We start from the raw sequence: 24,064 nt of genomic DNA, 5'->3' as shown, positions 1-24,064 counted from the left end.
CTCCTTTAAATAAAATACAGATATTATTTAGCCTGAACACCTTCGACTGACAGAATCAGCTCGACTTCCTGTGATGCAGGGCCTAAGTCAGTGGTGATATTAAAGTCTTTCAGCTTAATATTACCATTAGCTTCAAAACCGGCGCGATAGCCACCCCATGGATCATTACCCTGGCCGGTTAGTTTACTTTCTAACGTCACGGGCTTGGTTACGCCATTTAATGTTAAATTACCCACGACTGTATAACCTTCAGCATTTTTCTTCACCTCAGTCGACTCAAACGTCGCCTGTGGGAATTTACTGACGTTCAAGAATTCTTTACTGCGCAGGTGTTTATCACGCTCAGCATGATTGGTATCTACACTATTTGTATTGATAACCACTTTCACTTTATCTGCGGCGGGATCTTTCTCATCAAAAGTGAAAGAGCCATCAAAGTCGTTAAAACTGCCATATAACCAGCTATAGCCTAAGTGTTTAATCCGGAATTCGATAAAGGCATGTTGACCTTCTTTATCAATTTTATATTCGGCGGCTACGGCACTACCTGCGGTAAACATCAGTGCGCCTACAGTCAGGCCCAACAGGGTCTTATTAAACATGCTTAATTCTCCATAATACAGTTGGTTAGTCGGTGCTACGTCCCAGCATCCGTTTAAGGGTAATATCACCATCAATAAAATGGTGCTTAATCGCGGCCAGCCCATGTAATAGTGAAAGCACTACGACAGCCCAAGCCAGATAAAGATGCACTGTCCCGGCAGTATCTGCCTGGTCCGGTAAGTTTGTTAATGTTGCCGGAACACTAAACAAGCCAAATACATTGATAGGTTGCCCATCAGCTGTTGAGATCAAATAACCGCTGAACATAATCAAAAATAAAACGATATATAAAATCAGATGCGCCAATAGCGCACTAACTCGTGTAAAACGACTATAATTTGATAATGGCTTTGGCGGCGGCGAAATAAAGCGCCAAACCACCCGAAATAACATCACAGCGAAAAGTATACAGCCGATACTTTTATGTATTTCAGGGGCTTGATGATACCAGCCATCATAATAGCCTAAAGTCACCATCCATAATCCTAGAGCAAACAGCGCATATACAGTTAATGCGACCAGCCAGTGGATACTTATAGTGATGCGCCCAAACTGCTCCTTGGTATTTTTCCAAAGCATAATGATTCCCTTTTGCTCAATTCATAGAACAATAGTCGAACATTATGAAACATAAAATCAACTCTTATTTGATATAAGATATATTTCCGCAACACCCGTCAGTTAATTTGCAAAAGTTTATAATTACTCAGTCAATATAACTGTCGAACTTTACTTAACCTGACATTTGATCAATATCAGGACTGTTATTGATCAATACCGTTTAGTCAAATAAGGCGAGATGAACAGACAATCTCGCCTCAAATAAAATAGATTATTTAAATAACCTACGCAGATTATGCCGCTCACAACGTAAATATTGTGGCGCAACTTTAACGGTGGTATCTAATTTAACCGCCGCATGTCATGGCCGTCTTGGGTCATGCATTTCACCGTTAGATGAACAACAGCCCCTCACTGAGGAGACTGTTGCAGTGTCCAGTTCAGTACCTGTGAGGCCAACTGATTGTTTGCTAAGCCAAAAGCCTCAACCACTTCACTCATCTCCGCCCCCTTAATGGGTTGCCGAACTTCAAAGTGGCGGGTAGCGATAATTCTACGATCTGAAATCCTTACCAGACGGGCATCGAAACGAATCAACACCTCGCTGCTCCCTGCTTGATATACCCCCTGAAATGCCGATAAGTCACCACTCAACTCAACATCAGCTTGAAGGCTGTCATCATCACTGCTAACCGCAGGAATGCGGCCATCAGTGCGGAACTCCTGAATCAGGCGATTACGCAGCAAAATAGGGGCAGGGTCTGTCCAGCGCGAATTTTTATAGACCGCAATTTCCTGCCCTTCGGGCTGAACAGCAATACGAGAGCTATTGATAAACTGATTGGTTGCCGGTTGCGAAACCCGCAGTGACCAATTGACGGTCTGTGTGCGCGGGGCATTTGCCGCTGGGGGCACGGGCAGCAAATAAACCTGTGATAGCGGCGCACTGGGTAAAATAGTGCAAGCTGACAACAACATAGCCAGCGCGGATAACATCAACAGCCCGACACGACGGCGGGCACAGTGCATTAACTTCAGAGATATCATCGAGGCGTAAACTCCTGTGTTCTTTCACGGCCCCGCAGCAGCGCCGCAGGATTTTCTTCCAAACGGGAAACAGCGGCACGCAATGTCGCTAATGTTCTACGCAACTCATCAACGGCTGGCCCCAACTCATTCATTCCTTGCATACCATTATTGAGTGAAGTCTGATTTTCACTCACCAATTTATTGAGGATAATGCTGGTATTTTGCAACGATGCCATAGTCTTGGCGGCATCATTAACCAGTTGTTTACCCTGCCCGTCCATCAATCCATTGGCATTGCGCAGCAAGCGATTCGTTTGTGTCAGTGTCTCATTGGCTTGTTTACTGGCCTGCGCCAACTGCTGCAACATGGTACGAATATCTTGGCGTTGGTCGGCAACGGTTTGGCTGACAAGCGCAATATTATCCAATGTTGTGATAAGCCGCTGCTGATTATCTGGTGCCAGCAATTGATTCAAACGCATCAGCACATCATTAGCATTGCTCATGAAATTCTCACCATTTGCCAGTAATTGGCTCATAGGTGACGGAGTGGCAATAATAATCGGGATCTCGCCATCTTTGCCCTCTAATAACGGGCTTGACGGGGTGCTGCTGCTAAATTGAATATTCGAGGTGCCGGTGATGCCCGCTACCGTCAGCCGGGCCTGCGTATCCTCGCGAATTGGCGTGGATGCTGACACGCGGATACGCGCCCAAACCTTATTGGGGTCTTCGCTGTCCAAACGCAGTTGAGTCACCTCGCCGACCCGAATGCCACTGTACTGCACGATACTCCCCTGAGACAGGCCACTCACCGGTTCATTAAAAACAATATCATATAGCTTGAACTGGCGGTTAGAACCCGCATTTGTCAGCCATAAGCAGAATAACAGTGCGGCACTGACCACAATGAGAGTGAACAAACCAATGACGACATGGTGAGCACGGGTTTCCATTTACAACCTCTCTTCAGTATTAATCGCCGCCACAGCCTGATAAGCAGCCCGGCCACGCGGACCATGAAAATACGCTTGAATCCAGTCATCATCGGTTGCAGCCACATTATCCAATGTGTCCACCACCAGCACTTTCTTTTGTGAAAGCACCGCCACACGGTCACAAAGGGTATAGAGCGTATCCAAATCGTGTGTGACCAAAAATACCGTCAGATTTAGCGCATCACGCAAAGTGCGGATCAAACTGTCAAACGCCGCCGCGCCAATAGGGTCAAGGCCCGCCGTCGGCTCATCAAGAAACAGAATATCAGGGTCTAATGCCAGTGCTCGGGCTAAAGCAACACGTTTAACCATCCCACCGGACAGTGATGCCGGATATTTACTGCCCGCCCCCGGCGGTAGCCCCGCCAGTGCAAGTTTCACCTGCGCCAAGCGCTCAGCCTCGCCGCGCGGCAGCCCCGCATTTTCAATTAATGGCAAAGCCACGTTTTCTGTCACAGTCAGAGAGCTGAATAATGCACCCCGCTGAAACAATACACCAAATCGGCGTTCAACCTGGGAACGAGCTTGACCCGACAATGTCATTAAATCCTGGCCAAACACATGAATCTGCCCCGCAGTTGGACGGCGAAGCCCCACAATGCTGCGTAACAACACCGACTTACCCGTGCCCGAACCGCCCACGACCCCAAGAATTTCGCCGCGCTGTACATCGAGATTGAGATCCTCATGCACGCACTGTTTACCAAAGCAGTTAACCAGATTACGGATTTGAATAATTGGCTCTTGCGTCATGTGGCTCACCATCCCATCTCCATGAAAAACAGCGCCGCGACGGCATCAAGCAGAATCACCACAAAGATTGAATGCACCACACTGGTGGTGGTATGCACCCCGACAGACTCTGCACTGCCGGTGACTTTGAACCCCTCCAAACAGCCAATAATGGCAATCAGGAAGGCGAAAATGGGCGCTTTGCTTATCCCCACCAGAAAATGCTGCAATCCGTTGCTGTTTTGCGTAATCGACAAGAACATGGTGGGAGAAATATTGAGTGTCAGAGCGCAGACCACCATCCCGCCGAAAATACCGCAAACCATGCCAATAAAGGTCAACATAGGTAATGAAATCAACAGCGCCAAGACCCGTGGCAATACTAATAATTCAACCGGATTTAGCCCCAAGGTTTGAATGGCGTCAATTTCCTCATTGGCTTTCATCAGACCGATTTCAGCAGTAAAGGCACTGGCGGTGCGCCCCGCCATCAAAATGGCAGTGAGCAGTACAGCAAATTCGCGCAGAAATGAAAACACCACTAAATCGACGGTAAAAATACCCGCCCCGAAAGTGGTTAATACTGTGGCGCCGAGGAAAGCAATAACAGCCCCAACCAGAAAGGTCAGCAGCATAATGATGGGAACAGCATTCAGGCCTATTTGCTGAATGTTGGCAATCAATGAAGTCATTCGCCAGCGTGATGGGCGGAAAACCGTGCTGAATAAAGCTTCAAGTGTCAGGCCGACAAACCCCAGTAACGACTTGATATCTTGCCATAAATTATCTACTGAGCGGCCAGTATTTGCCAATAATTCAAGCCAAAATGACGGTGGTTTTTCTGATGATTCTGATGCTAAATCAGGTAAAACATGGCTGACAGTTTGCAGTAGGGTGCGGCGCTCTTCTGGCAGTTGAGGGGCCAGTTCGCGCAGGTTACTGATGCGCTCCTCGCCGAGCAACAGCGCTAATAAAGTTGCGCCGGCGGTATCCAAAGCGCCCAATTGGTTGAGATCAAAAGCCACCGTCTGGGGCTGATTCGCGCGAAATTGCGCCACCGCCGGTTCCAAAACGCTGTAATGCGCCAGCACCCAATCTCCTTTGATAGAGACCCGGACGGGTTGAGCTGAATTGTCAATATCGAGTTGTGCTGTGAACGGCCGCGCGGTCATAGAGAAAGCCTTACTCTTGATTGGAATACGGTTTTGACGTCATCCACCTATCAAAACTCAAATCGCTACCTTAAATAGGTATATCACACACTTTACTAAGAGTAATGACTGCTGACTGATTTAAAGCTTAATCTCTAACTATTAATACGTGACCTTGTCGCGGCGGCCTTTTTCCCACTGCGGCACATTCTTTCCCGGCATGGCAAACCAAACCACCGCGGCAAGCAGAATCAACAGGCCGCTGGCGGTGCCTAACACCAAACTGTGCGAAGCAGAGAAAGCAAGTTTAGCACTATTGAGCAGGGCATCATTCCCACCAAGGCTATTCACCACCTGAATGGTTTCGCTGATAGAAGCACTGGCCTGCTTCACAAAACTAGCAGGTAAATCTGCTGGCAACACAATAGAGGCGGTATAAGCCCGTGAAAGCATCAAACCGAAAATTGCCACCCCGAGTCCGGCTCCCAGTTCATAGGCCATGCCCTCAACCGCGCCTGCGGCACCGGCCTTTTCAGGAGGAGCTGCGCTCATAATTGCCGCCGTGGAAGCAAGCAGTGAAGCCTCAATACTGAAACCGAGCAATATCATCCAGCCCCACGCCAAATAAGTCTGAGTGGCAAAATCAGTCCAGGCCAGACCCAAAAAACTCAATGAACTGAAAGCGATACCGGCGCTGGCGACAGTGCGCAATCCCAGTTTGGCCACTAACCAACCGGATATCGGCCCGCTCACCCCACTGGCTATCATCAACGGGAGCAAAAATATCCCTGCTTCCAGAGGAGTTTTACCTAACACAAACTGCAATTCTTGCGTCAGAAGTAATTCAAACCCCACCAGCGTTATCATCGCCGTCATCGCCATGACCATACCGACGGCAATAACTCGCTGGCTTATCAGACGAAAATCAATCATTGGGGCTGAAGTCAATAATTGGTGGCGCACGAAGGCAAACAACATCACACCGCCAAACAGTGCGGACAGGGATGTCATTAATGGGTCTCCCCCGCCCCGCAGCCCGGTTTTAGCTGCATAGACCAGCATGAGGATCGCGGTGATCAATACCAACGCAGGGGCTAATTTCCATGTTTGTTCCGTTCGCATCGGCTGATGAGGAATAACCACCAGCGTGGCAATAACCACGGCAATAATAATGGGGATATTGATTAAGAATACGGCTCCCCAATAAAAGTATTCCATTAAGAGCCCGCCGACCAACGGCCCCATTGCCGCGCCCATGGTGCCAATCGCCACCCAAATTCCTAATGCCAATGCTCTCTCGCGCTCATCAGTGAAAATATGACGCACCGCAGACAAAGTGGCAGGTAGGATCATGGCCGCACCAATCGCCAAAAAGGCACGCGCGGCAATCAGTGCCGCCACTGAGGGAGCCAATGCAGCCGCCAAAGAGGCCAACCCGAACAGCACCGACCCCAATAGGGCCAGACGTTTAAAGCCGATGCGATCCCCCAGCGCCCCCATCGGGAGTAATAAACACGCCATAACCAGTGAGTAAATATCAATGATCCACAGCAATTCACTGCCGGTGGCAGACAAGGCGATCCCCAGCCGTGGTGCAGCCACATGAAGTACAGTTGCATCAATAGAAACAGGGAGATACATCAGAATAATAACGTAGAAAATCATCCACTTTTTAGACATACAAAACGCTCAAATAAGGTATATACCCTAAATAATTCGAGTTTCAGGAAGGCGGCCAGCACACCTGTAACTTGAAATATGACGGGTAAAAGTTAAAGTTGAACACTCGTTCAATATTGCAATAATAGCGGAAAGTTGAACTAGCGTCCAATTCATCTCATAATGATCAAAATACTCATGAGCCAGATAAAGGAGCCTCTTTGGCCTATTTGAATCGCGAAGAGCGCCATAACACCATTTTGCAAGCGGCGATGCGTGTCGCTCTCAGCGAAGGCATGAACGCGACCACTGTGCGCCGTGTCGCCAGTGAAGCGGGTGTGGCTGTTGGTCAAGTGCATCATCACTTTGCGTCGGTTTCACAACTGCGCGCTGATGCTTTTCTATTGTTAGTGAAACAATCTTTGGCCGCTTTTACGATAAACAGCCAAAACTTACCGGCCCATGAGCGGGTGCTTCAAGTGCTGGGTTATCCGCAAGATGAGGTGGGCCAGCGAGAAACCCGGTTATGGAATGAAATTTCCATACTGGCCGAACGCGATGAGCTAATTAAAGAGGCCTGTGCAGCCTCAATGTCCGATTGGCATCAGGCCACGGTAGACGTGATTAACTCAGGGATAGAAACTAATGAATTTCGCGCTGATATCAATGCCAGTGATATCGCATGGCGTTTGATTGGGTTGACCTGTGGTCTGGATGGGTTGACGCAATTAACTGAATTGGGCTTTTCGGAAGCCGAAATATTGCGCCATCTGGCGGCCATGATAAAGACTGAGTTACTTAAAACCCCTTAACTTAACACCAGCCTTAGCGGGTATCTCACCTCGGGTTTTGCCGGAGATACAGGCTATAATGGCTATTTGAGCCACCCATTCCCAATGTCATTGACGTTGCGGCAAGATGACTAAGACTGCTGCGACATCAAGGAAGAAAGGGATTTTTGAGAGCCCATTATGACTCAACAATCTACTGTAGCCGATGTTATCTATTACAACGGCACGATTTACACGGCAGATGCCAATAACCGGGTTTGCAGTGCAATCGCACTAGGCCAGGGCTATATTCTGGCCACTGGTGGCGATGAGCTTATCCACCAGTTTTCCGCCCCGAAAACTCAACTTATTGATCTGGCAGGTAAGTTTATGATGCCCGGTCTTATCGATAGCCATATGCACCCGTTTTGGGGTGGGAAACAGCTAATCGGTTGTAATCTTAATTATGCCGCACTGAGTGTTGAGCAGACTTTGGAGATTATCCAGCAGCATCTCGATAATGACCCCTTTAAGGGCGAAAATGACTGGCTGACCGTGCGTGCGTGGCAGCGCCAAGCCATGACACCGGTTGGTGCCGACATGAGCCGAGCCGCACTGGATTCACTCGATACCTGTCGCCCGGTCGCGTTGTTCTCCAATGACTGCCATACGCTGGCGGCCAATAGCCGCGCGCTCGAGCTATTGGGTATTGATGAAAATACCCCCGTCCCACGAGATGGCAAAATTGCCCGTGATGCACGCGGAAAACTCACCGGTATTTTGGAAGATGCGCCAGCCATGCGGGCTTTTGACAGCATCCCTTCCGCCACGCCAGAAAAGAATGTGCAGATTGCCGCCCATGTGCAGCGAGTTCTGAATGCGCAGGGTGTCACGACAGTGATGGATACCCGAGTATTTACCGAACAATTGGTGGCTTTCCGTCAATTATATGAACGCAATGAACTGACTCTACGGGTGCTGGGCGCAAAAGAAGTGACGCCAGATAGCCTGCAAGGGGTGGAAGATGCTGCTCGCGTGGTACAGGAAGTCGTGGAGTTTGGTCGCCTGTGGGGAAGTGAAGAATGGACCCCGGCACCAGGTTTTGCTGTCGATCACTTAAAACTGTTTATCGACGGCGTACTACAGCCCCCCACCATGACCGCGGCACTGCTGGAACCTTATCGCGCCAACCACGGCACGGCAGAGAATCCAGACTGGCAACCCACTGATCATTATGGCGATCTCTATTTTACTGCGCCAGTGGTCAATGCTGTCATTTTGGAATGTGCTCGTGCGGGCCTGCACCCGCACACTCACACGGTGGGTGATGGCGCAATCGAGATGGTATTGGATGCCGTGGAGCAAATGCGCGCCGCCTTGCCGGGCAAAGATATTCGACCGGGATTAGCCCACAATGAACTGGTTGCGGCCCATCAATATGACCGTTTTGCCAAACTAGGGGCCACCGCGGTGCTGTCTTTCCAATGGGGCGGCTTGCCAGGGGTGCTAATTGATGAAGAGCGCGAAATGCTGGGCGAAACCCGTTTCCAGCATATGGAGCCGGCGGCCCGTTTCCTCGAAGCAGGGGCGCGAATTTCTTATGGTAGTGACTGGCCGATTGATCGCTTGGATGAATGGTACAACCTGCAAGTGGGAATGACCCGCCGTGCCTGGCATCTTGACGGCAGCCCCGCAGGCCCTCGGCTGGATAATGACCGGGATTTGACTCTGATTGAAACCTTGCGCTCTGCCACCATTGATGCGGCTTATATGATTGCCAAAGAGCAGTATATTGGTTCACTGGAAGCAGGCAAATTCGCTGATATTATTATCCTGAAAAATAATCTGTTTGAGCAATCGCCGGAGACGATTTATCAAACTCAGGTGGAATCCACTTTAATCGGCGGTAAAGTGGTTTATCAGGGCTGATACACGTATGTGACCCTGATCCCGAGTCACTGGGGTAACTCAATGATTCGGGTGGTAAATATCTAAAAATTAGACATAAGACCCATGGATGGGACGAATCATAATCATGGTAAATAACGGGGCAATATCAAGAGGAAAAGGTATTGGCTTTCAAACCGCTCCCCCTTGTGTCAGAATCCGCTCCTTTGTGTTTTACATCTGCATAAAAATGCAGCTTAGCGGTGCTTGTGTACACCAGGAGATGATACGGTAATGCCACAAAACATTCAGTTGCGCAGAGTGCTTAAAACCCCCGCGCTGGTCGCTTTCGGGCTCGCCTATATGGTGCCTTTAGGCGTATTTACTACCTACGGACAGGTGACCGTATTAAGTCAGGGGCACTTACCCGTTGCCTATCTGGTGACTGTTATCACCATTTTGTTTACCGCCCTCAGTTATTGCCGGATGACTAACGCCATGCCGTTATCAGGTTCTGCCTATTCTTACGTTCAGCGTAGTTTTGGTGGAAAAACTGGTTTTCTGGTGGGTTGGGCGCAAATTTTGGATTATCTGTTCCTGCCCATCCTGAATTATTTAGTTTTAGGCATTTTCTTGCACGAGGCATTTCCGGCTATTCCCGCGCCGGTATTTATTATTGCGTCGATTGTCAGTGTCAGCCTGTTAAATATTCTAGGGGTCCGCTTGCTCACCTCGGTGAATTTCTCGCTGATTGCAGCACAGATGATTTTTATCGTACTTTTTATTGCTCTTTCTTTCAGTCAGGCGGATTTAAGCCCGGCGGCGCTAATGAAACCGCTGCTGGTCAACGCCGGTGATATGTCCGGCTTATTATCCGGTGCCGCCGTACTTTGCCTGGCATTCCTCGGGTTTGATGCCATCGCCACCATGGCAGAAGAAGCGCATGATGCCAAACACACCCTGCCACGCGCGATTTTGTTTACCGTGATAAGCGCCGGGGCCATCTTTATTGCTGTGTCTTATGCCGCCCATTTGGCTTATCCAGACTGGAAATCATTAATTCCTTATCAGGATACTGCTAGCCTGATTATCTCCGAACATGTCGGCGGTAAGTGGATGTATAACTTCTTTATGGCCACTTATCTAACCGGGGTCTATGCCTCGGCGATGACTGCACAGACCAGTGTGTCACGCATTTTCTATGCTATGGGCCGCGAAGGTGTATTACCGCGCAAAATTTTCTTCCATTTGCATCGCAAGTTCCATACACCCTGGCGGGCCATATTATTTGTGGCAACAATCTCACTACTGGCGCTGTTCCTTGACCTGAACTTAGTGGTGTCGATGATAAGTTTCGGGGCGCTCGGCGCGTTCACTTTTGTGAATTTAAGTGTCATAAAGCACTTTATTTTCAATGAGAAACGTCGCGGCGCTTCAGCCATGTTCAAGTACGGGCTGTTACCGATGATGGGGTTTGTGATGTCAGTATGGCTGTGGGTTCACCTTGAACAGCGTGCGCTGGAGGTGGGTTTGCTGTGGTTACTGGCAGGTTTTATCTATCTGCTTTGGCTGACTCGCGGTTGGCGTCAGTCTCCGCCATCAGTTCATCCGGATGATATTTCCCATCTGATAGATTAGTGAAAAGGGCCACTTAATGTGGCCCTAGTTTGAGATAAATGACAAAACAATTGATAGCTCAGTGAGTGAATGGTTTACCGCACCTAGGGGCACTCCGGCGGCCTAAGCCGCTACGACCCCAACGGCACGATTCCCCTTCATTTGACGTTGTTCGCCCGCTCAGTTCAGATTAACCTTTCCGCGCCCGGCTCACCGCTTCACCTAACTGCCACACGGCCATCGCATAATGAGTGCTGTGGTTGTAGCGGGTAATGGTGTAGAAGTTGGGCAAACCATACCAATATTGATAACCGGTGCCGACATCAAGGCGCAGCAAGCTGGCTTCCTGATAATCGCCCAAAGAACTGGTCGGATTTAGCCCTGCGGCGGATAAAGTCGAGAGTGGGTATTTGGTCTTAAAACCATTATCGAGATGCGGCGCTTGCCCATTTGCAGGTATCGCGACCACCGCCCCTTTAGTCCAGCCATGTGCTTTGAAGTAATTCGCCACACTGCCGATAGCATCCACGGGATCCCACAAATTGATATGACCATTACCATTAAAATCAACCGCATAATCTTTGAACGAAGACGGCATAAATTGGCCATAACCCATCGCGCCGGCATAGGAGCCACGTAAACTGAGCGGATCATTACCCTCAGCTCGCGCCATCAGCAGAAAAGTTTCCAACTCGCCAGAAAAGTATTCAGCGCGGCGAGGATAGGCAAAGGAGAGTGTTGCCAGCGCATCAATGATACGAGTTTTACCCATCACCCTGCCCCAGCGAGTTTCAACGCCAATGATACCCACGATAATTTCTGGTGGAACGCCGTAAACCTCATAGGCACGTTGCAAGGCATCTTCGTATTGATTCCAGAAATTCACGCCATTTTGCACATTACCCGGGGTAATGAATTGGTTGCGATAACGATTCCAAGCACCATTTGGCCCCGATGGTCGGCCAGAAGTCGGCGCTTGTTTATCCATCAAGCGAATAACAAAATCCAGCTTTTTAGTTTGCGCCAATACATCATGCAATTGCTGACGTTCAAAACCATGCTCACGCACCATTTTATCAACGAAACGGGCAGTATCCGCATTGTAGGCAAAGTCACCGTCTGGCACGTGGCCCACATGTTGCGGCTCAAGTAAAAAACCGCTTTGTGTCAGGCTATCTGATGGGGTCGCCGCGACGGGAGGCGTCGGTTTGCTGCTACAGGCGGAAAGCAATATGAGTAAAGGAAGAATGGCAGTCAAGTGACGCATCGTATATCCATAAACCATGCCAAAAAGTAATCACTATGTTAAGTCATTGTCTGTTAAGTACAAACAGGAAAATGCAGGATTACCATGGGTTATTGATAAAGAAGTCGCATACAAAATAAACCTGTAGGCCAGCAAAAATTACACTAAACCCCTTTAACAATAAGGGTTTATGAGGATATCAAGGAAATATTTAGTAGCAAATAATACGAATGATTTTCACTATTATTACTCATTTCTTTCTATACAATTGAGCTGTTTTGCCGTGGCATGATCCTCTCGTTTTCTTCTTTGACCTGCTAAAGGATGTTTTTATGAAGTTACGTTTATCCTCTTTCGGCCCTATTGCTCTATTGGCTTCCTCAATGATGCTGGCGTTTTCTGCCCATGCAGCATCCAATGACGATGGTATTGTGGTGTATAACGCCCAACACGAAAATCTGGTGAAATCTTGGGTTGAGGGCTTTACCAAAGATACTGGCATAAAAGTGACCTTGCGCAATGGTGGAGACAGCGAGTTAGGTAATCAGTTGGTTCAGGAGGGCAGTGCGTCCCCTGCAGACATTTTTCTGACTGAGAACTCCCCTGCAATGGTGCTGGTCGATAATGCGAAATTGTTCGCACCATTAGACGCGGCAACACAGGCTCAGGTGGCGAAAGAATATCGCCCTGAACATGGTCGCTGGACCGGTATCGCCGCCCGCAGCACTGTTTTTGTCTATAATCCGGAAAAAATCAGTGAAGCAGAATTACCTAAATCTATCATGGATTTAGCAAAACCTGAGTGGAAAGGCCGTTGGGCTGCATCGCCATCAGGGGCTGATTTCCAAGCCATTGTGAGTGCCATGCTGGAGCTCAAGGGCGAAAAAGCCACATTAGAGTGGTTAAAAGCCATGAAAGCTAACTTTACCGCCTATAAAGGCAATAGCACGGTGATGAAAGCGGTGAATGCTGGCCAGATTGATGGCGGGGTTATTTATCATTATTATCGCTTTGTTGATCAAGCCAAAACAGGTGAGAACAGCGGCAAGACTCAGCTACATTACTTCAAACATCAAGATCCCGGTGCCTTTGTGAGTATCTCTGGCGGCGGTGTATTGGCCTCAAGTAAGCATCCGAAAGAAGCTCAGGAATTCATGAAATGGATAACAGGAAAATCCGGTCAGGAAATCTTGCGCACCAATAATGCATTTGAATATGCCGTCGGTGTTGATGCCGCCTCTAACCCTAAATTAGTGCCGCTCAAAGATCTGCAAGCCCCCAAAGTTGAGCCGTCTAAACTGAATAGCAAGAAAGTGGTTGAATTGATGACAGAAGCTGGGTTGCTGTAATAATACCATCAACCGGTTAATAACCTGTATTTTGGCCCGTCGAGTTTCTGACCCGATGGGCATTTAACACGCCGAGTGCCTTAACGATTATGGCCAATATAAATTCCGATGCTATTCCTCTGCCACGAAGTCAGGCAGTTCAACGGCAATATAACCGCCGCCCCGGCTTTGGGATTGTGGCTATTGCCGTGACGCTTTCATTGATATCCTTGCTGCCGTTAGGGTTTGTTATTGGCATTGCTATTGATACCGGTTGGGCAACGGTCAAAACTCTCGTTTTTCGCCCTCGAGTGGGCGAGTTATTACTCAACACCGCGTTATTAGTGGCGTTCACCTTACCGCTATGCGCCATTATTGGTGTCACATTGGCGTGGCTCACCGAACGTACAAACCTACCGGGTAGGCGGGTTTGGTCATTACTCGCTATCGCCCCACTGGCAGTGCCCGCTTTTGTGCAAAGCTATGCATGGATTAGTCTGGTGCCCTCAATGCACGGGCTTGGCGCGGGCGTATTTATCTCTGTTATTGCTTATTTTCCTTTTATTTATCTGCCCGCCTGCGCAGTATTACGTCGTTTGGATCCCGGGCTTGAAGATGCTGCAGCCTCATTAGGTAGCCCCCCCACGGCGGTATTTTTCCGGGTTGTCTTGCCACAATTAAAATTAGCCGTTTGGGGCGGTTCGATACTAATTGCACTGCATTTATTAGCAGAATATGGGCTGTATGCCATGATCCGCTTCGATACCTTTACCACCGCTATTTTTGACCAGTTTCAATCTACATTTAATGGCCCAGCGGCCAATATGTTAGCAGGTGTTCTGGCGCTATGTTGTCTGGGATTATTGTTAATAGAAGCCACCAGCCGGGGCTACAACCGCTATGCTCGGGTCGGTTCGGGTAGTGCGAGAAGCCAGACGGCTTATTCAATGGGAACCGCCCTCACCTTGCTGTGTCTGCTGTTACCACTGGCACTGACGGCCCTCTCGCTCGGAGTGCCCTTTATCACACTGACTCGTTGGCTTTACATCGGCGGCATTGATGTTTGGCTGAATGCTGAATTGTTGCCCGCCTTGAAACAAACGCTGGCATTGGCATTAAGCGGCGCGGTGATTATCACCTTATGCGCCATACCCATGGCATGGCTATCTGTGCGCTATCCGGGCCGTTTACACCGTGTTATGGAAGGCTGTAATTATGTCACTAGTTCGTTGCCCGGTATTGTGGTTGCTCTCGCGCTGGTGACCATCACCATTCGTATTGCCCGGCCATTGTATCAAACCGAATTTACCCTTTTACTGGCCTATTTATTGATGTTTACGCCACGTGCCTTAATCAGCTTACGAGCCGGTATTGCGCAAGCACCGGTCGAGTTGGAAAACGTGGCGCGCAGTTTGGGCAAAACGCCTACGCTAGCTATCTGGAGCACCACGATGCGATTGGCAGCGCCTGGTGCTGCTGCGGGAGCGGCCTTAGTGTTTCTGGCGATATCCAATGAGCTGACCGCAACCTTGTTATTGGCCCCCAATGGCACCCGAACACTGGCAACCGGATTCTGGGCATTGACCAGTGAAATAGATTATGTTGCCGCATCACCCTACGCTCTGCTCATGGTGATACTTTCCCTGCCGCTAACCTGGCTTCTTTATTCTCAATCTCAACGTACGGCAGGATTATGAGCACGCTTGAACTTCAACAAATTGGTAAATCTTACCAATCGGTCACGGTCTTAGACGGGATTGATTTGCAGATTAAAGCTGGCAGCCGAACGGCAATTGTGGGGCCATCCGGTTCAGGTAAAACAACTTTACTGCGCATTATTGCCGGTTTCGAAACACCGGATAGCGGCACGGTGATATTGCAGGGGAATCCCGTATTTGATAGCGCAACTCACGTGCCAGCCCATAAAAGAGGGGTTGGTTTCGTCCCGCAAGATGGCGCGCTGTTCCCACATTTTACTGTGGCGGGCAATATTGCTTATGGTTTAAAAGGCAACAAACAGGATAAAACTCGGCGGGTTGATGAATTAATGGAAATGGTGGCATTGGACAGGCGCTTAGCTCAACTTTGGCCACATGAAATATCTGGCGGCCAACAGCAGCGGGTGGCGCTCGCCAGAGCACTGGCACAACGCCCGGTGCTGATGTTATTAGATGAACCATTTTCAGCACTGGATACGGCCTTGCGCGCCTCAACCCGCAAAGCGGTAGCGGAGCTGTTGGCGCAAGCGAATATTGCCTCCATTTTAGTCACCCATGACCAAAGCGAAGCACTGTCGTTTGCCGACCAAGTCGCAGTTATGCGCGCAGGCAAACTGGCCCATGTCGGCCCACCGCAAGAACTTTATTTGAGGCCAGTTGATGAGCCGACCGCCACGTTTTTGGGTGAAACGCTAATTCTTTCGGCCCATATTGATGCCGGATGGGCCGATTGCGCATTAGGTCGGGTCAGGGTTGACGATGCAAAACGCCGTGGACAAGCACGTATTATGCTGCGCCCCGAGCAGGTCAGCATTACCCCTCTGCCCGCAGACCACCATTATCCAGCTCACTGCTTGGCTAAGGTTATTGATATTGATTTTGCTGGTTTTATTTCGACGCTCACTCTATCTATTATTGAGCACGACGAAATCGTAGAAATCAAAACTATCAGTCGGGAAGGTATCCATGTTGGCCTGCAAGTTGATTTAACGATAGTGGGTCAAGCTCATATTTTTGCTGACTAAGAAAATTGCGATACATTTATTACAAACGAATACCAACTAAAATATTGCTATAAGCACGACTTCTACTCTGTTCGCTTGCGTAAATTGCATTATGCTACTGAAATCGCATATATCGGAGTCGTACAAAATGGATGAAATTCACGTCATCATATTAACCGTCGGGCTATTTGTACTCACGTTTATCAATCCCGGCGCTAATTTGCTTGTTGTGGTACAAACCAGCCTCAGCTCGGGTAAAAATGCCGGTTTACTGACTGGGTTAGGTGTGGCTTTGGGCGATGCGTTATACTCTGGGTTGGGGCTATTTGGTATGGCCGCATTGATTGCTGAAGGAGGAGCACTGTTCTCAGCAATTAAAATCGGTGGCGGTTTGTATCTAATTTGGTATGCCTACAATATGGTGCGCCATCGTCAGGAACTGCACATGGGGGTCTGCAATATCGCCACTTTGTCAGCCACTCCTTGGTATGTTTACTTCCGTCGTGGCCTGCTGACTGATTTATCAAACCCGCAAACCGTGCTGTTTTTTATTAGTATTTTCTCGGTAACCCTAACGCCGACAACACCAACCTGGGCCAAATTGGTCGCCTGGCTCGGCATTGTATTCGCCTCAGTCCTCTGGCGGTCACTACTTAGTATGGCCTTCTCTCGCCCTGCGGTCCGTCGCGCTTATGGTAAAATTCAGCACCTATTAAGTGGCATTATCGGAGTCGCTGTAGGGGCTTTTGGCTTGCGTCTCATTTATGAGGGAATCACTCGTCGCTAATAGCCAAATATTTATTTAATGAGTATTACAAAGGTCTTATTTGTTTTTTTTTTTGCTCCAGGCGTAACTGTCGATATTCCAATACAGTCAGTACGATGACCACCACATCCAACACCGTTATCAGAATCAAAAGCACTGAGTGGGTAAAGGTATAACGATAGAGTTGATAGACAATAAATAAACTAAAAATCACTATCGCCACTGGATAATAACCCAGTTTTTTGCGCCACAATCCAATAATGACCCATAGCTTAACAATCCCATGAATTAATAAATAAAATGCAGCAAAATGCAGACTGCTAATGGAAAGACTTTGCGCCGCATGCAACAAATAATTGGCAACTACATCGCCCCGATCTTCGATAAATTCAACTTGAGTGACACGATGCAGTAAATTAAGTAACAACTGGGGAGTAACAAAAAAGGTTAAAATGCCCGCCATAATCTCCATGATAGCCAATATAGCTTTCAGCAGCAGACTGACTTCAAACACAGCATGGATATTTTTTTCCCCGAAGAGATTATTACGCTCAAATCGGTTTTTCATATTCAACATTGCGCTGATTCCCTGCGTGGTAATACTGTCAAGAGTATTGTTAATAATAGCAGCTTACGCGGTGCCAGTTAAAGCACCACGTCATTGACATATTACCCGCAAGGTTTCGCTCACTTAGAAGGTAATGACCGTTTTTAAGCCGGTGACCCAGGCATCCTGAGTCTGGCTTACCCCAGCCGGAGAGTGCCAATATTGTAAATCTGGCTGTAATTCTAACCAAGACGTCACTCGGAAACGGTAATAAAGCTCCGCAGTAATAGAATGCCCCGGCACTGGGGAATAACGAGGGTTGGCATAATCAGAAACATTATTAATTTGATTCTGATAGCGCTGATTATCCCGATAATAATCACTCAGTTTAACCATTGAGACCCCGAGCCCCAGCCAATCCTGTGGTCGGCTATCAAATAAACCACGATATCGAATACCTGTAGAAGCGGCATAGTGCATATAATTCGTCCGTTGGTCTGCCAGTGACATACTGTAAAACACACTTAAGCCACGGTTCGCATCGTCTTGATGTTTTGTGACTTGCTGATTAAAACCGCCGTAAAAGAACCAGGTATTATTGTGATAGCGATAGCCATCGGGATCAGTGGCACCGGGTGCTCCAGACACTCCATTATAAAGATCTCGTTGCTCAGCATTGGTATACAAAAGCCCCAGATTATAAATACCGGGCAAATCCTGAAATGTATTAGTTTTTAATTCCAGTTCCAGTGGCAATAATATGCCTTTACTGCCCTTTGTTGACCAACTCCATGCCCTACCACGGCTTGGTGCATCAGGGTTCTGCTCCAAAATCCCGGTTTTTAAGGTTAAACCATCAGTCAGTTTATATTGCAGCGTAGTCCCCCAATAATGGACATTCCAGTTAAACCAAGTCAGTGAATTTGCAGATTTACCACCACATAATCCTAGCGTCTGAAAATCGCAGGGAATAACTTGATCAAAATCCTGCACTTTATTCATTAAACCAATGCGCCAATGTAGCTTTTGCTCGGCAAAACTGCGGGCAAAAGTTAACCAACCCAGGCGAGTGATAGATTGGCCGCCAAAACTTTCTTGTGACAGGTCAGTTATATTGACCCGAGGATCTTGTAGTCTGTCGCGTGTCAGGTTGTTATCGTGATTACGATTAACAATATTTCCTTCAATGACAGCATCAGGAATACTAGTATATAACTCGAGATCTTGTTGAAAGGTTAATGAAAACTGGTCGATATAAGAAGCTTGTTTATTATGATTATAACCACCACCGGCGTTATATGATAATTGGCTTAAATAACCGAGTGAGTAATTAAAGCCATGCTCGGATAGAATAGGCCGAATACCCAACATATCTCCCAGCAATCCTTCTTGCTGTGGTTCAAATCCTAATGCTATTCCCTGCCACTGTGGTGTTGACTGTTCAATATACTCACCGCTGCCCGTTAAACCTTCGCTAAATGCTGGCGAGGAGAGTAAAATTGTCGAGGTCAGTAAATAAAATGCAGCAGAATTCATCTGACGAGTCAGATATAAAATTGGTTTCATTATTTTCCCTTTTTAGAATAATTAGCGCACCCTATATAAAATGAGTGCGCTATACCTCAGAGGATTAGCGTTTTAGTGTCTCGCCATGACTCTGAATAACATCACGATACCAATAAAAGCTCTTCTTGCGGCGACGTTCCAATGTGCCATGGCCACTATCATCACGATCCACATAAATAAAACCGTAGCGTTTGGATAATTCAGCTTTTGAAGCGCTCACCAGGTCAATCGGCCCCCAACTAGTATATCCCATGACCTCAACACCATCTTCAATAGCTTCAGCAACCTGAACTAAATGGTCATTGAGATATTCAATGCGATAGTCATCTTCAATATTACCATTGGTATCCGGGCTGTCTTTTGCTCCCAGCCCATTCTCAACAATAAATAGCGGCTTTTGATAACGATCCCATAATTCATTTAGTAGAATACGCAAGCCATCGGGGTCTATTTGCCATCCCCATTCAGAACTGGCAAGATGCGGGTTTTGAACCATGCTAAGAATATTACCTCTGGCCTTACGATTTAACTCTTCATCAGCGGTCACACAACCACTCATGTAATAACTGAAGGAAATAAAATCGACTGTTTCTTTTAAGGCCACTTTATCTTCAGCCGTAATTTCAATACTAATATTATGTTGTTTAAAATAACGCGCCATATAAGAAGGATAATAACCACGCACCTGTACATCGCCAAAAAATAGCCATTCGCGATTCTGCTGTAATGTTTCCAATACATCGGCAGGTTTGCAGGTTAATGGATACATCAACCCTCCCAATAACATATTACCAATGCGGCCATCAGGAATAATTTGGTGTAATGCTGCAACTGCTTTGGCACTGGCAACTAGCTGGTGATGAATCGCCTGATAGACTTCACTTTTAGCACTTTCCTGCTCTAACCCAACACCAGTAAAGGGCGCATGGAGTGACATATTTATCTCATTAAATGTCAGCCACAATTTGACTTTATGCTGATAACGTTGAAATACCGTGCGAGCATAATGTTCAAAGAAACCAATTGTTTTACGATTCCCCCAGCCACCATAATTCTTCACTAACCCATAAGGCATTTCATAATGAGATAAAGTCACCAATGGCGTAATATTGTATTTCGCCATTTCATCAAACAACCGGTCGTAAAATGCCAGGCCGGCTTCATTCGGTTGCGATTCATCGCCTTGCGGAAAAATACGAGTCCAGGCAATAGAAATTCGTAAACATTTAAATCCCATCTCGGCGAACAGTGCGATATCTTGCGGATAACGGTGATAAAAATCGATAGCTACATCTTTGATATAACTGTCGCCACTGACACGAGGAATAATGCCACCGAAAATACCGTATGGTTGTAAATCAGAGGTGGATAGTCCTTTTCCATCAGTGAGGTAAGCCCCTTCTACCTGATTTGCAGCAATAGCGCCACCCCACAGGAAGTTGTCTGGAAATGCATGTTTCATTAGTTTTCTCCTGAATCAGTATTAACGAATCACGGTCAATAACGGTGCTTGCTCTGTAATAGATGCCCCTTTAGCAGGTAAAACATCCTGATAATCTTCACTATTACTAATAATCACAGGGGTCGTCAGGTCATAACCTGCAGCAGTAATATCCGCACAATCAAACTCCAGTAGTAAATCACCGATATTCACTCGGTCACCCACATTGACATGAGCAGTAAAATATTGACCTTCGAGTTTGACGGTATCGATACCGACATGAATAAGAATTTCAGTACCGGAATCGGACTCAATACCTATTGCATGATGGGTTTTAAATAAGGATGCCACGACACCATTAACGGGTGAAACAACCCGTCCGGATTGCGGAATAATGGCAATTCCGGCCCCTAATAAACCGCTGGCAAACGTAGTGTCGTTGACATTGGTTAATGCCAGTAATTGGCCACTGATAGGGCTGAATATGACTTCACCCCCCCCCTGATGATTCTCTGTTATAGATGAAGGCTGAGATAAACGTTCAATTTCTGGTACAGCAAGAGGGGCTGGCAGACCAAAAAAGAACGTGCTAATCGCGGCAAAAATTAATGCCGTCAGGGTGCCAATAATCGCGCCCCATACACTCGCATCAATACCGGTTGTGGGAATTATCTGGGCGAAAGAAAATATGCTGGCCAGACCAAATGAATAAACATGAGTCTGGCTATAACCGACGATAACACCCCCGATTGCCCCACCAACGCAGCCAAATACAAAAGGTTTTTTCGACGGTAATGTCACGCCATAAACAGCAGGTTCAGTGATACCAAATATGCCAGCGGTAAATGCCGAACCAGCCAACACCTTCATTTTTGCATCTCGAGTACGTAAGAAAACGCCAAGCGTGGCCCCCACCTGGCCCATGACTGCCGGTAATAGCAGCGGTAACATAGCGTCATAACCCAATACACTCATGTTATTAATCATTAATGGAACCAGCCCCCAATGCAGACCAAAAATAACGCAAATCTGCCATATTCCCGCCAATACTCCACCAGCAATAGGCGGTGCTGCAGAATAAATAAGCTGAAAGCCTGTGGCTAATAAATGACTAAGCCAGATTGCCAGCGGGCCAATCAATAAAAAGGTTGCCGGGACAGTTATCGCCAGACACAGCAATGGGGTGAAAAAGTTTTTAATACTACTGTGTAAAACTCGGTTGAATCCTTTTTCTAATCGACAACTGACCCAAGCTGCTAATATGACAGGGATCACTGATGAGGTGTAATTGATAAAAGTGACTGGAATACCGAGAAAATAAACCTCCGCCGCGTTCGGTTGCCCTGTTGCATTAAATGCGGCCAGCATCAGGGGATGTACTAAAGCACCACCAATTGCCATGGTAATAAAGGGATTTCCGCCAAATTTCTTACCGGCGGTATAGCCTAATACCAATGGAAAGAAATAGAATAGTGAGTCACTGGCCGCAAATAAAATCATATAACTGCCGCTGGTAGGCTGTAACCAACCGCAAACAACACTCAGTGCTAAAAAACCTTTAAGAATACCCGATGCAGCTAATATTCCGAGTAACGGAGTAAAAATGCCCGAGATAATATCGATACAATGGCTGAGTAAATTCTCTTTCTGAGTTCCTGGCTGATGTTCATTTTCATCACCATCGGATAAACCGGCTTGTTGCAATAATGCTTGATAAACCTCACTGACATGATTCCCTATAACAACCTGGAACTGCCCACCACTCTCCACCACCATAATAACGCCCGGATTTTTTTTAAGCGCTTGTGCATCTGCCCGTGAACTGTCCTTAAGTTTGAAGCGCAAACGAGTAGCACAGTGGACAACACTGTTAATATTGCTCTTGCCTCCTACTCCGGCGAGGATCTCGCTGGCAACTGTCGTGTATTGCATAATGTTTTCCTTCGATGGAGCAATTATTTATTCGGTTAAACACCTATTCGGGTAATTAAGTCCGGGCAAAAAAAAAACCTGAATGCGCTCTACATCGCAATTAAGCGATACAAACACATTCAGGTTTTGCCTGCCGTCGGCAGTAACAATCCTATATTTTAGTTAAATCTCTCTTGCTGACAATTTAATCTGGCAAGCTAAAACATTCCCGACGTACCCGCTCAATGTGAATAGTCAAAAACATTAATTCCTCTTTGCTCAAGTCCTGCCGATACTGCAATTTAATATGCTGTTGAATTTTACCGGCGCAGCGATAAGCCTCGGCATAATTATCTTTTATTGCGTCGTGTAAAGAATCATCGTCACTGGTAACACCATTGCGTTCTAACATTCGCTGCGAAAAAAATTTCAGGTGTGTTACAAAGCGATGATAACTCAGCCCATTCTCGTCATATTCTAATTTAAACTGATACTTTACGATGTGCAGAATCTCCTGCATCACCTTCGTGACGCGCATCACTTCGGGCATTTCGCCGTTGAGTTGCGCATTGACCAAATGTAACGCAATAAATCCGGCCTCATCTTCGCGCAATGGCACCCCGAGCCGCTGTTCAATAATTTGCAAAGCTTCACAGCCCAACGCAAACTCTTTTGGATACAGCCGGCGAATTTCCCACAGCAATCCATTCGAGATATCCAAACCTTGCTTATGGCGCTCAATAGCATAAAAACAGTGGTCAGTGAGCGAAATATAGAGGTTATCTTGTAGCTTACCCAACTTAGACGTCGCCAGGGTAATAATACAATCACATGTAATCACCACTTCTAATGGAATACAGCTCAGTAACTCACTCAATCGCGAGACTAATTCATTATCTTTCAGTGCAAACACTTTTTCTATCAATGTGTTATCCAACAGCTCGCCGGGGTGTTTTTGAAAGCCAAGACCTCGGCCCATAATCACCTGTTCCTGACCATGCTGATCAAGAATAATAACCACATTATTATTAAGAACTTTAGCGATTTGCATGTGTTAACCCTGAAAACAAAAAAACCCGACTCAGTAGCATTTATCAAGCTACTCAATCAGGTTTTGCCCGCCATTGACGGTAACAATCCAACTACAGCTAAAATAACATGTTAATACCTTACCGCAAGCGGGCAGAGATAAAAATCGTGATACAGATCTCCTCTTGTGGCAGAAAACAAATCAACATACTATTTTAGCGATTATTATTTGTTGTCTACCCCCCCCCATAATTCACTTTATACTGCTAAAGATAGAGGCTAATGATCGACAGTTATTTATTAAGACTTTTCTCAAAAATATTAAGATAAATTAAATTAAACCTATAAATAAACATTAAGAGAATAATATATCTTTCCATTTGAGATTGATTCTTTATCACAGATTACTGGCAAGTTTAAATATTAAATTTATGTATAGAAAATAGTTAATACATCGCAGAAAATCATTAATAATCTTCGGCACGCTCACATAAATCATGC

At 46.9% G+C, this 24,064-nt stretch carries 20 protein-coding genes; 7 read left to right on the top strand and 13 right to left on the bottom strand.

What is annotated here, in order from left to right:
- Window positions 1-23: 23 nt before the first annotated feature.
- The 7 genes from F0T03_RS06955 to F0T03_RS06925 form a co-directional block, all read right to left on the bottom strand.
- Window positions 24-602 carry a YceI family protein gene (locus tag F0T03_RS06955; protein ID WP_145562449.1) on the bottom strand — a complete coding sequence of 193 codons (579 nt, stop codon included), beginning with the start codon at window positions 600-602 and terminating at the stop codon, window positions 24-26.
- A gap of 25 nt (window positions 603-627) precedes the next feature.
- Window positions 628-1,182: a cytochrome b gene (locus F0T03_RS06950; protein WP_159677555.1), complete on the bottom strand. Its 555-nt coding sequence runs from the start codon at window positions 1,180-1,182 to the stop codon at window positions 628-630.
- Between the two features lie 393 nt (window positions 1,183-1,575).
- Complete coding sequence (locus F0T03_RS06945; protein ID WP_159677554.1) at window positions 1,576-2,211, bottom strand: ABC-type transport auxiliary lipoprotein family protein; 636 nt, start codon at window positions 2,209-2,211, stop codon at window positions 1,576-1,578.
- Window positions 2,208-3,149 carry an MlaD family protein gene (locus F0T03_RS06940; protein WP_145554723.1) on the bottom strand — a complete coding sequence of 314 codons (942 nt, stop codon included), beginning with the start codon at window positions 3,147-3,149 and terminating at the stop codon, window positions 2,208-2,210. Before F0T03_RS06940 ends, F0T03_RS06945 begins: the two co-directional genes overlap by 4 nt.
- On the bottom strand, window positions 3,150-3,956 hold the full coding sequence (locus F0T03_RS06935) for an ABC transporter ATP-binding protein (RefSeq protein ID WP_162526899.1): 807 nt from the start codon (window positions 3,954-3,956) through the stop codon (window positions 3,150-3,152).
- Entirely contained in the window at window positions 3,950-5,095 is a 1,146-nt protein-coding gene (locus tag F0T03_RS06930) for an MlaE family ABC transporter permease (RefSeq protein ID WP_159677553.1), read from the bottom strand. The genes F0T03_RS06935 and F0T03_RS06930 overlap by 7 nt, the downstream gene beginning before the upstream one ends.
- A gap of 141 nt (window positions 5,096-5,236) precedes the next feature.
- Window positions 5,237-6,754, bottom strand: a complete 1,518-nt coding sequence (locus F0T03_RS06925) for an MFS transporter (protein WP_159677552.1) — start codon at window positions 6,752-6,754, stop codon at window positions 5,237-5,239.
- A 200-nt stretch (window positions 6,755-6,954) separates the two neighbouring features.
- Here F0T03_RS06925 and F0T03_RS06920 point away from each other — a divergent pair, with 200 nt between their 5' ends.
- The 3 genes from F0T03_RS06920 to F0T03_RS06910 all read left to right on the top strand — a co-directional run bounded on the left by F0T03_RS06920 (window position 6,955) and on the right by F0T03_RS06910 (window position 11,028).
- Window positions 6,955-7,545 carry a TetR family transcriptional regulator gene (locus F0T03_RS06920; protein ID WP_145554720.1) on the top strand — a complete coding sequence of 197 codons (591 nt, stop codon included), beginning with the start codon at window positions 6,955-6,957 and terminating at the stop codon, window positions 7,543-7,545.
- 159 nt (window positions 7,546-7,704) lie between these two features.
- Window positions 7,705-9,432: an amidohydrolase gene (locus tag F0T03_RS06915; RefSeq protein ID WP_159677551.1), complete on the top strand. Its 1,728-nt coding sequence runs from the start codon at window positions 7,705-7,707 to the stop codon at window positions 9,430-9,432.
- Between the two features lie 252 nt (window positions 9,433-9,684).
- Complete coding sequence (locus tag F0T03_RS06910; protein WP_145554718.1) at window positions 9,685-11,028, top strand: APC family permease; 1,344 nt, start codon at window positions 9,685-9,687, stop codon at window positions 11,026-11,028.
- A 169-nt stretch (window positions 11,029-11,197) separates the two neighbouring features.
- Here F0T03_RS06910 and mltB read toward each other — a convergent pair whose 3' ends face one another.
- The gene (mltB, locus tag F0T03_RS06905) at window positions 11,198-12,274 is read right to left on the bottom strand and encodes a lytic murein transglycosylase B (protein WP_162526898.1); all 1,077 of its coding nucleotides are present in this window, start codon (window positions 12,272-12,274) and stop codon (window positions 11,198-11,200) included.
- 311 nt (window positions 12,275-12,585) lie between these two features.
- Here mltB and F0T03_RS06900 point away from each other — a divergent pair, with 311 nt between their 5' ends.
- The 4 genes from F0T03_RS06900 to F0T03_RS06885 all read left to right on the top strand — a co-directional run bounded on the left by F0T03_RS06900 (window position 12,586) and on the right by F0T03_RS06885 (window position 17,090).
- Window positions 12,586-13,602, top strand: coding sequence for an iron ABC transporter substrate-binding protein (locus F0T03_RS06900; RefSeq protein WP_159677549.1), 1,017 nt, complete (start codon window positions 12,586-12,588; stop codon window positions 13,600-13,602).
- Window positions 13,603-13,691: 89 nt separating this feature from the next.
- Window positions 13,692-15,278: an ABC transporter permease gene (locus tag F0T03_RS06895; RefSeq protein WP_159677548.1), complete on the top strand. Its 1,587-nt coding sequence runs from the start codon at window positions 13,692-13,694 to the stop codon at window positions 15,276-15,278.
- A complete protein-coding gene (locus F0T03_RS06890; RefSeq protein WP_159677547.1) occupies window positions 15,275-16,324 on the top strand; it encodes an ABC transporter ATP-binding protein in 1,050 nt (349 codons plus the stop codon). The genes F0T03_RS06895 and F0T03_RS06890 overlap by 4 nt, the downstream gene beginning before the upstream one ends.
- 127 nt (window positions 16,325-16,451) lie before the next feature.
- A complete protein-coding gene (locus tag F0T03_RS06885) occupies window positions 16,452-17,090 on the top strand; it encodes a LysE family transporter (RefSeq protein ID WP_159677546.1) in 639 nt (212 codons plus the stop codon).
- Window positions 17,091-17,115: 25 nt separating this feature from the next.
- Here the strand turns inward: F0T03_RS06885 and F0T03_RS06880 are convergent, their stop codons facing one another.
- From F0T03_RS06880 to licT, 5 genes are all read right to left on the bottom strand, one after another.
- Window positions 17,116-17,646 carry a DUF2127 domain-containing protein gene (locus F0T03_RS06880; RefSeq protein WP_159677545.1) on the bottom strand — a complete coding sequence of 177 codons (531 nt, stop codon included), beginning with the start codon at window positions 17,644-17,646 and terminating at the stop codon, window positions 17,116-17,118.
- Between the two features lie 114 nt (window positions 17,647-17,760).
- Window positions 17,761-19,182 carry a carbohydrate porin gene (locus F0T03_RS06875; RefSeq protein ID WP_159677544.1) on the bottom strand — a complete coding sequence of 474 codons (1,422 nt, stop codon included), beginning with the start codon at window positions 19,180-19,182 and terminating at the stop codon, window positions 17,761-17,763.
- A 64-nt stretch (window positions 19,183-19,246) separates the two neighbouring features.
- Window positions 19,247-20,644, bottom strand: a complete 1,398-nt coding sequence (locus tag F0T03_RS06870) for a glycoside hydrolase family 1 protein (RefSeq protein ID WP_159677543.1) — start codon at window positions 20,642-20,644, stop codon at window positions 19,247-19,249.
- A gap of 21 nt (window positions 20,645-20,665) precedes the next feature.
- A complete protein-coding gene (gene bglF / locus F0T03_RS06865) occupies window positions 20,666-22,555 on the bottom strand; it encodes a PTS beta-glucoside transporter subunit IIABC (RefSeq protein WP_159677542.1) in 1,890 nt (629 codons plus the stop codon).
- A 184-nt stretch (window positions 22,556-22,739) separates the two neighbouring features.
- Complete coding sequence (gene licT / locus F0T03_RS06860) at window positions 22,740-23,585, bottom strand: BglG family transcription antiterminator LicT (RefSeq protein ID WP_159677541.1); 846 nt, start codon at window positions 23,583-23,585, stop codon at window positions 22,740-22,742.
- Window positions 23,586-24,064: the final 479 nt, after the last annotated feature.

It is taken from the genome of Yersinia canariae (assembly GCF_009831415.1).
GTDB lineage: Bacteria > Pseudomonadota > Gammaproteobacteria > Enterobacterales > Enterobacteriaceae > Yersinia > Yersinia canariae.
This window is presented reverse-complemented; position numbering and strand designations above follow the sequence as displayed.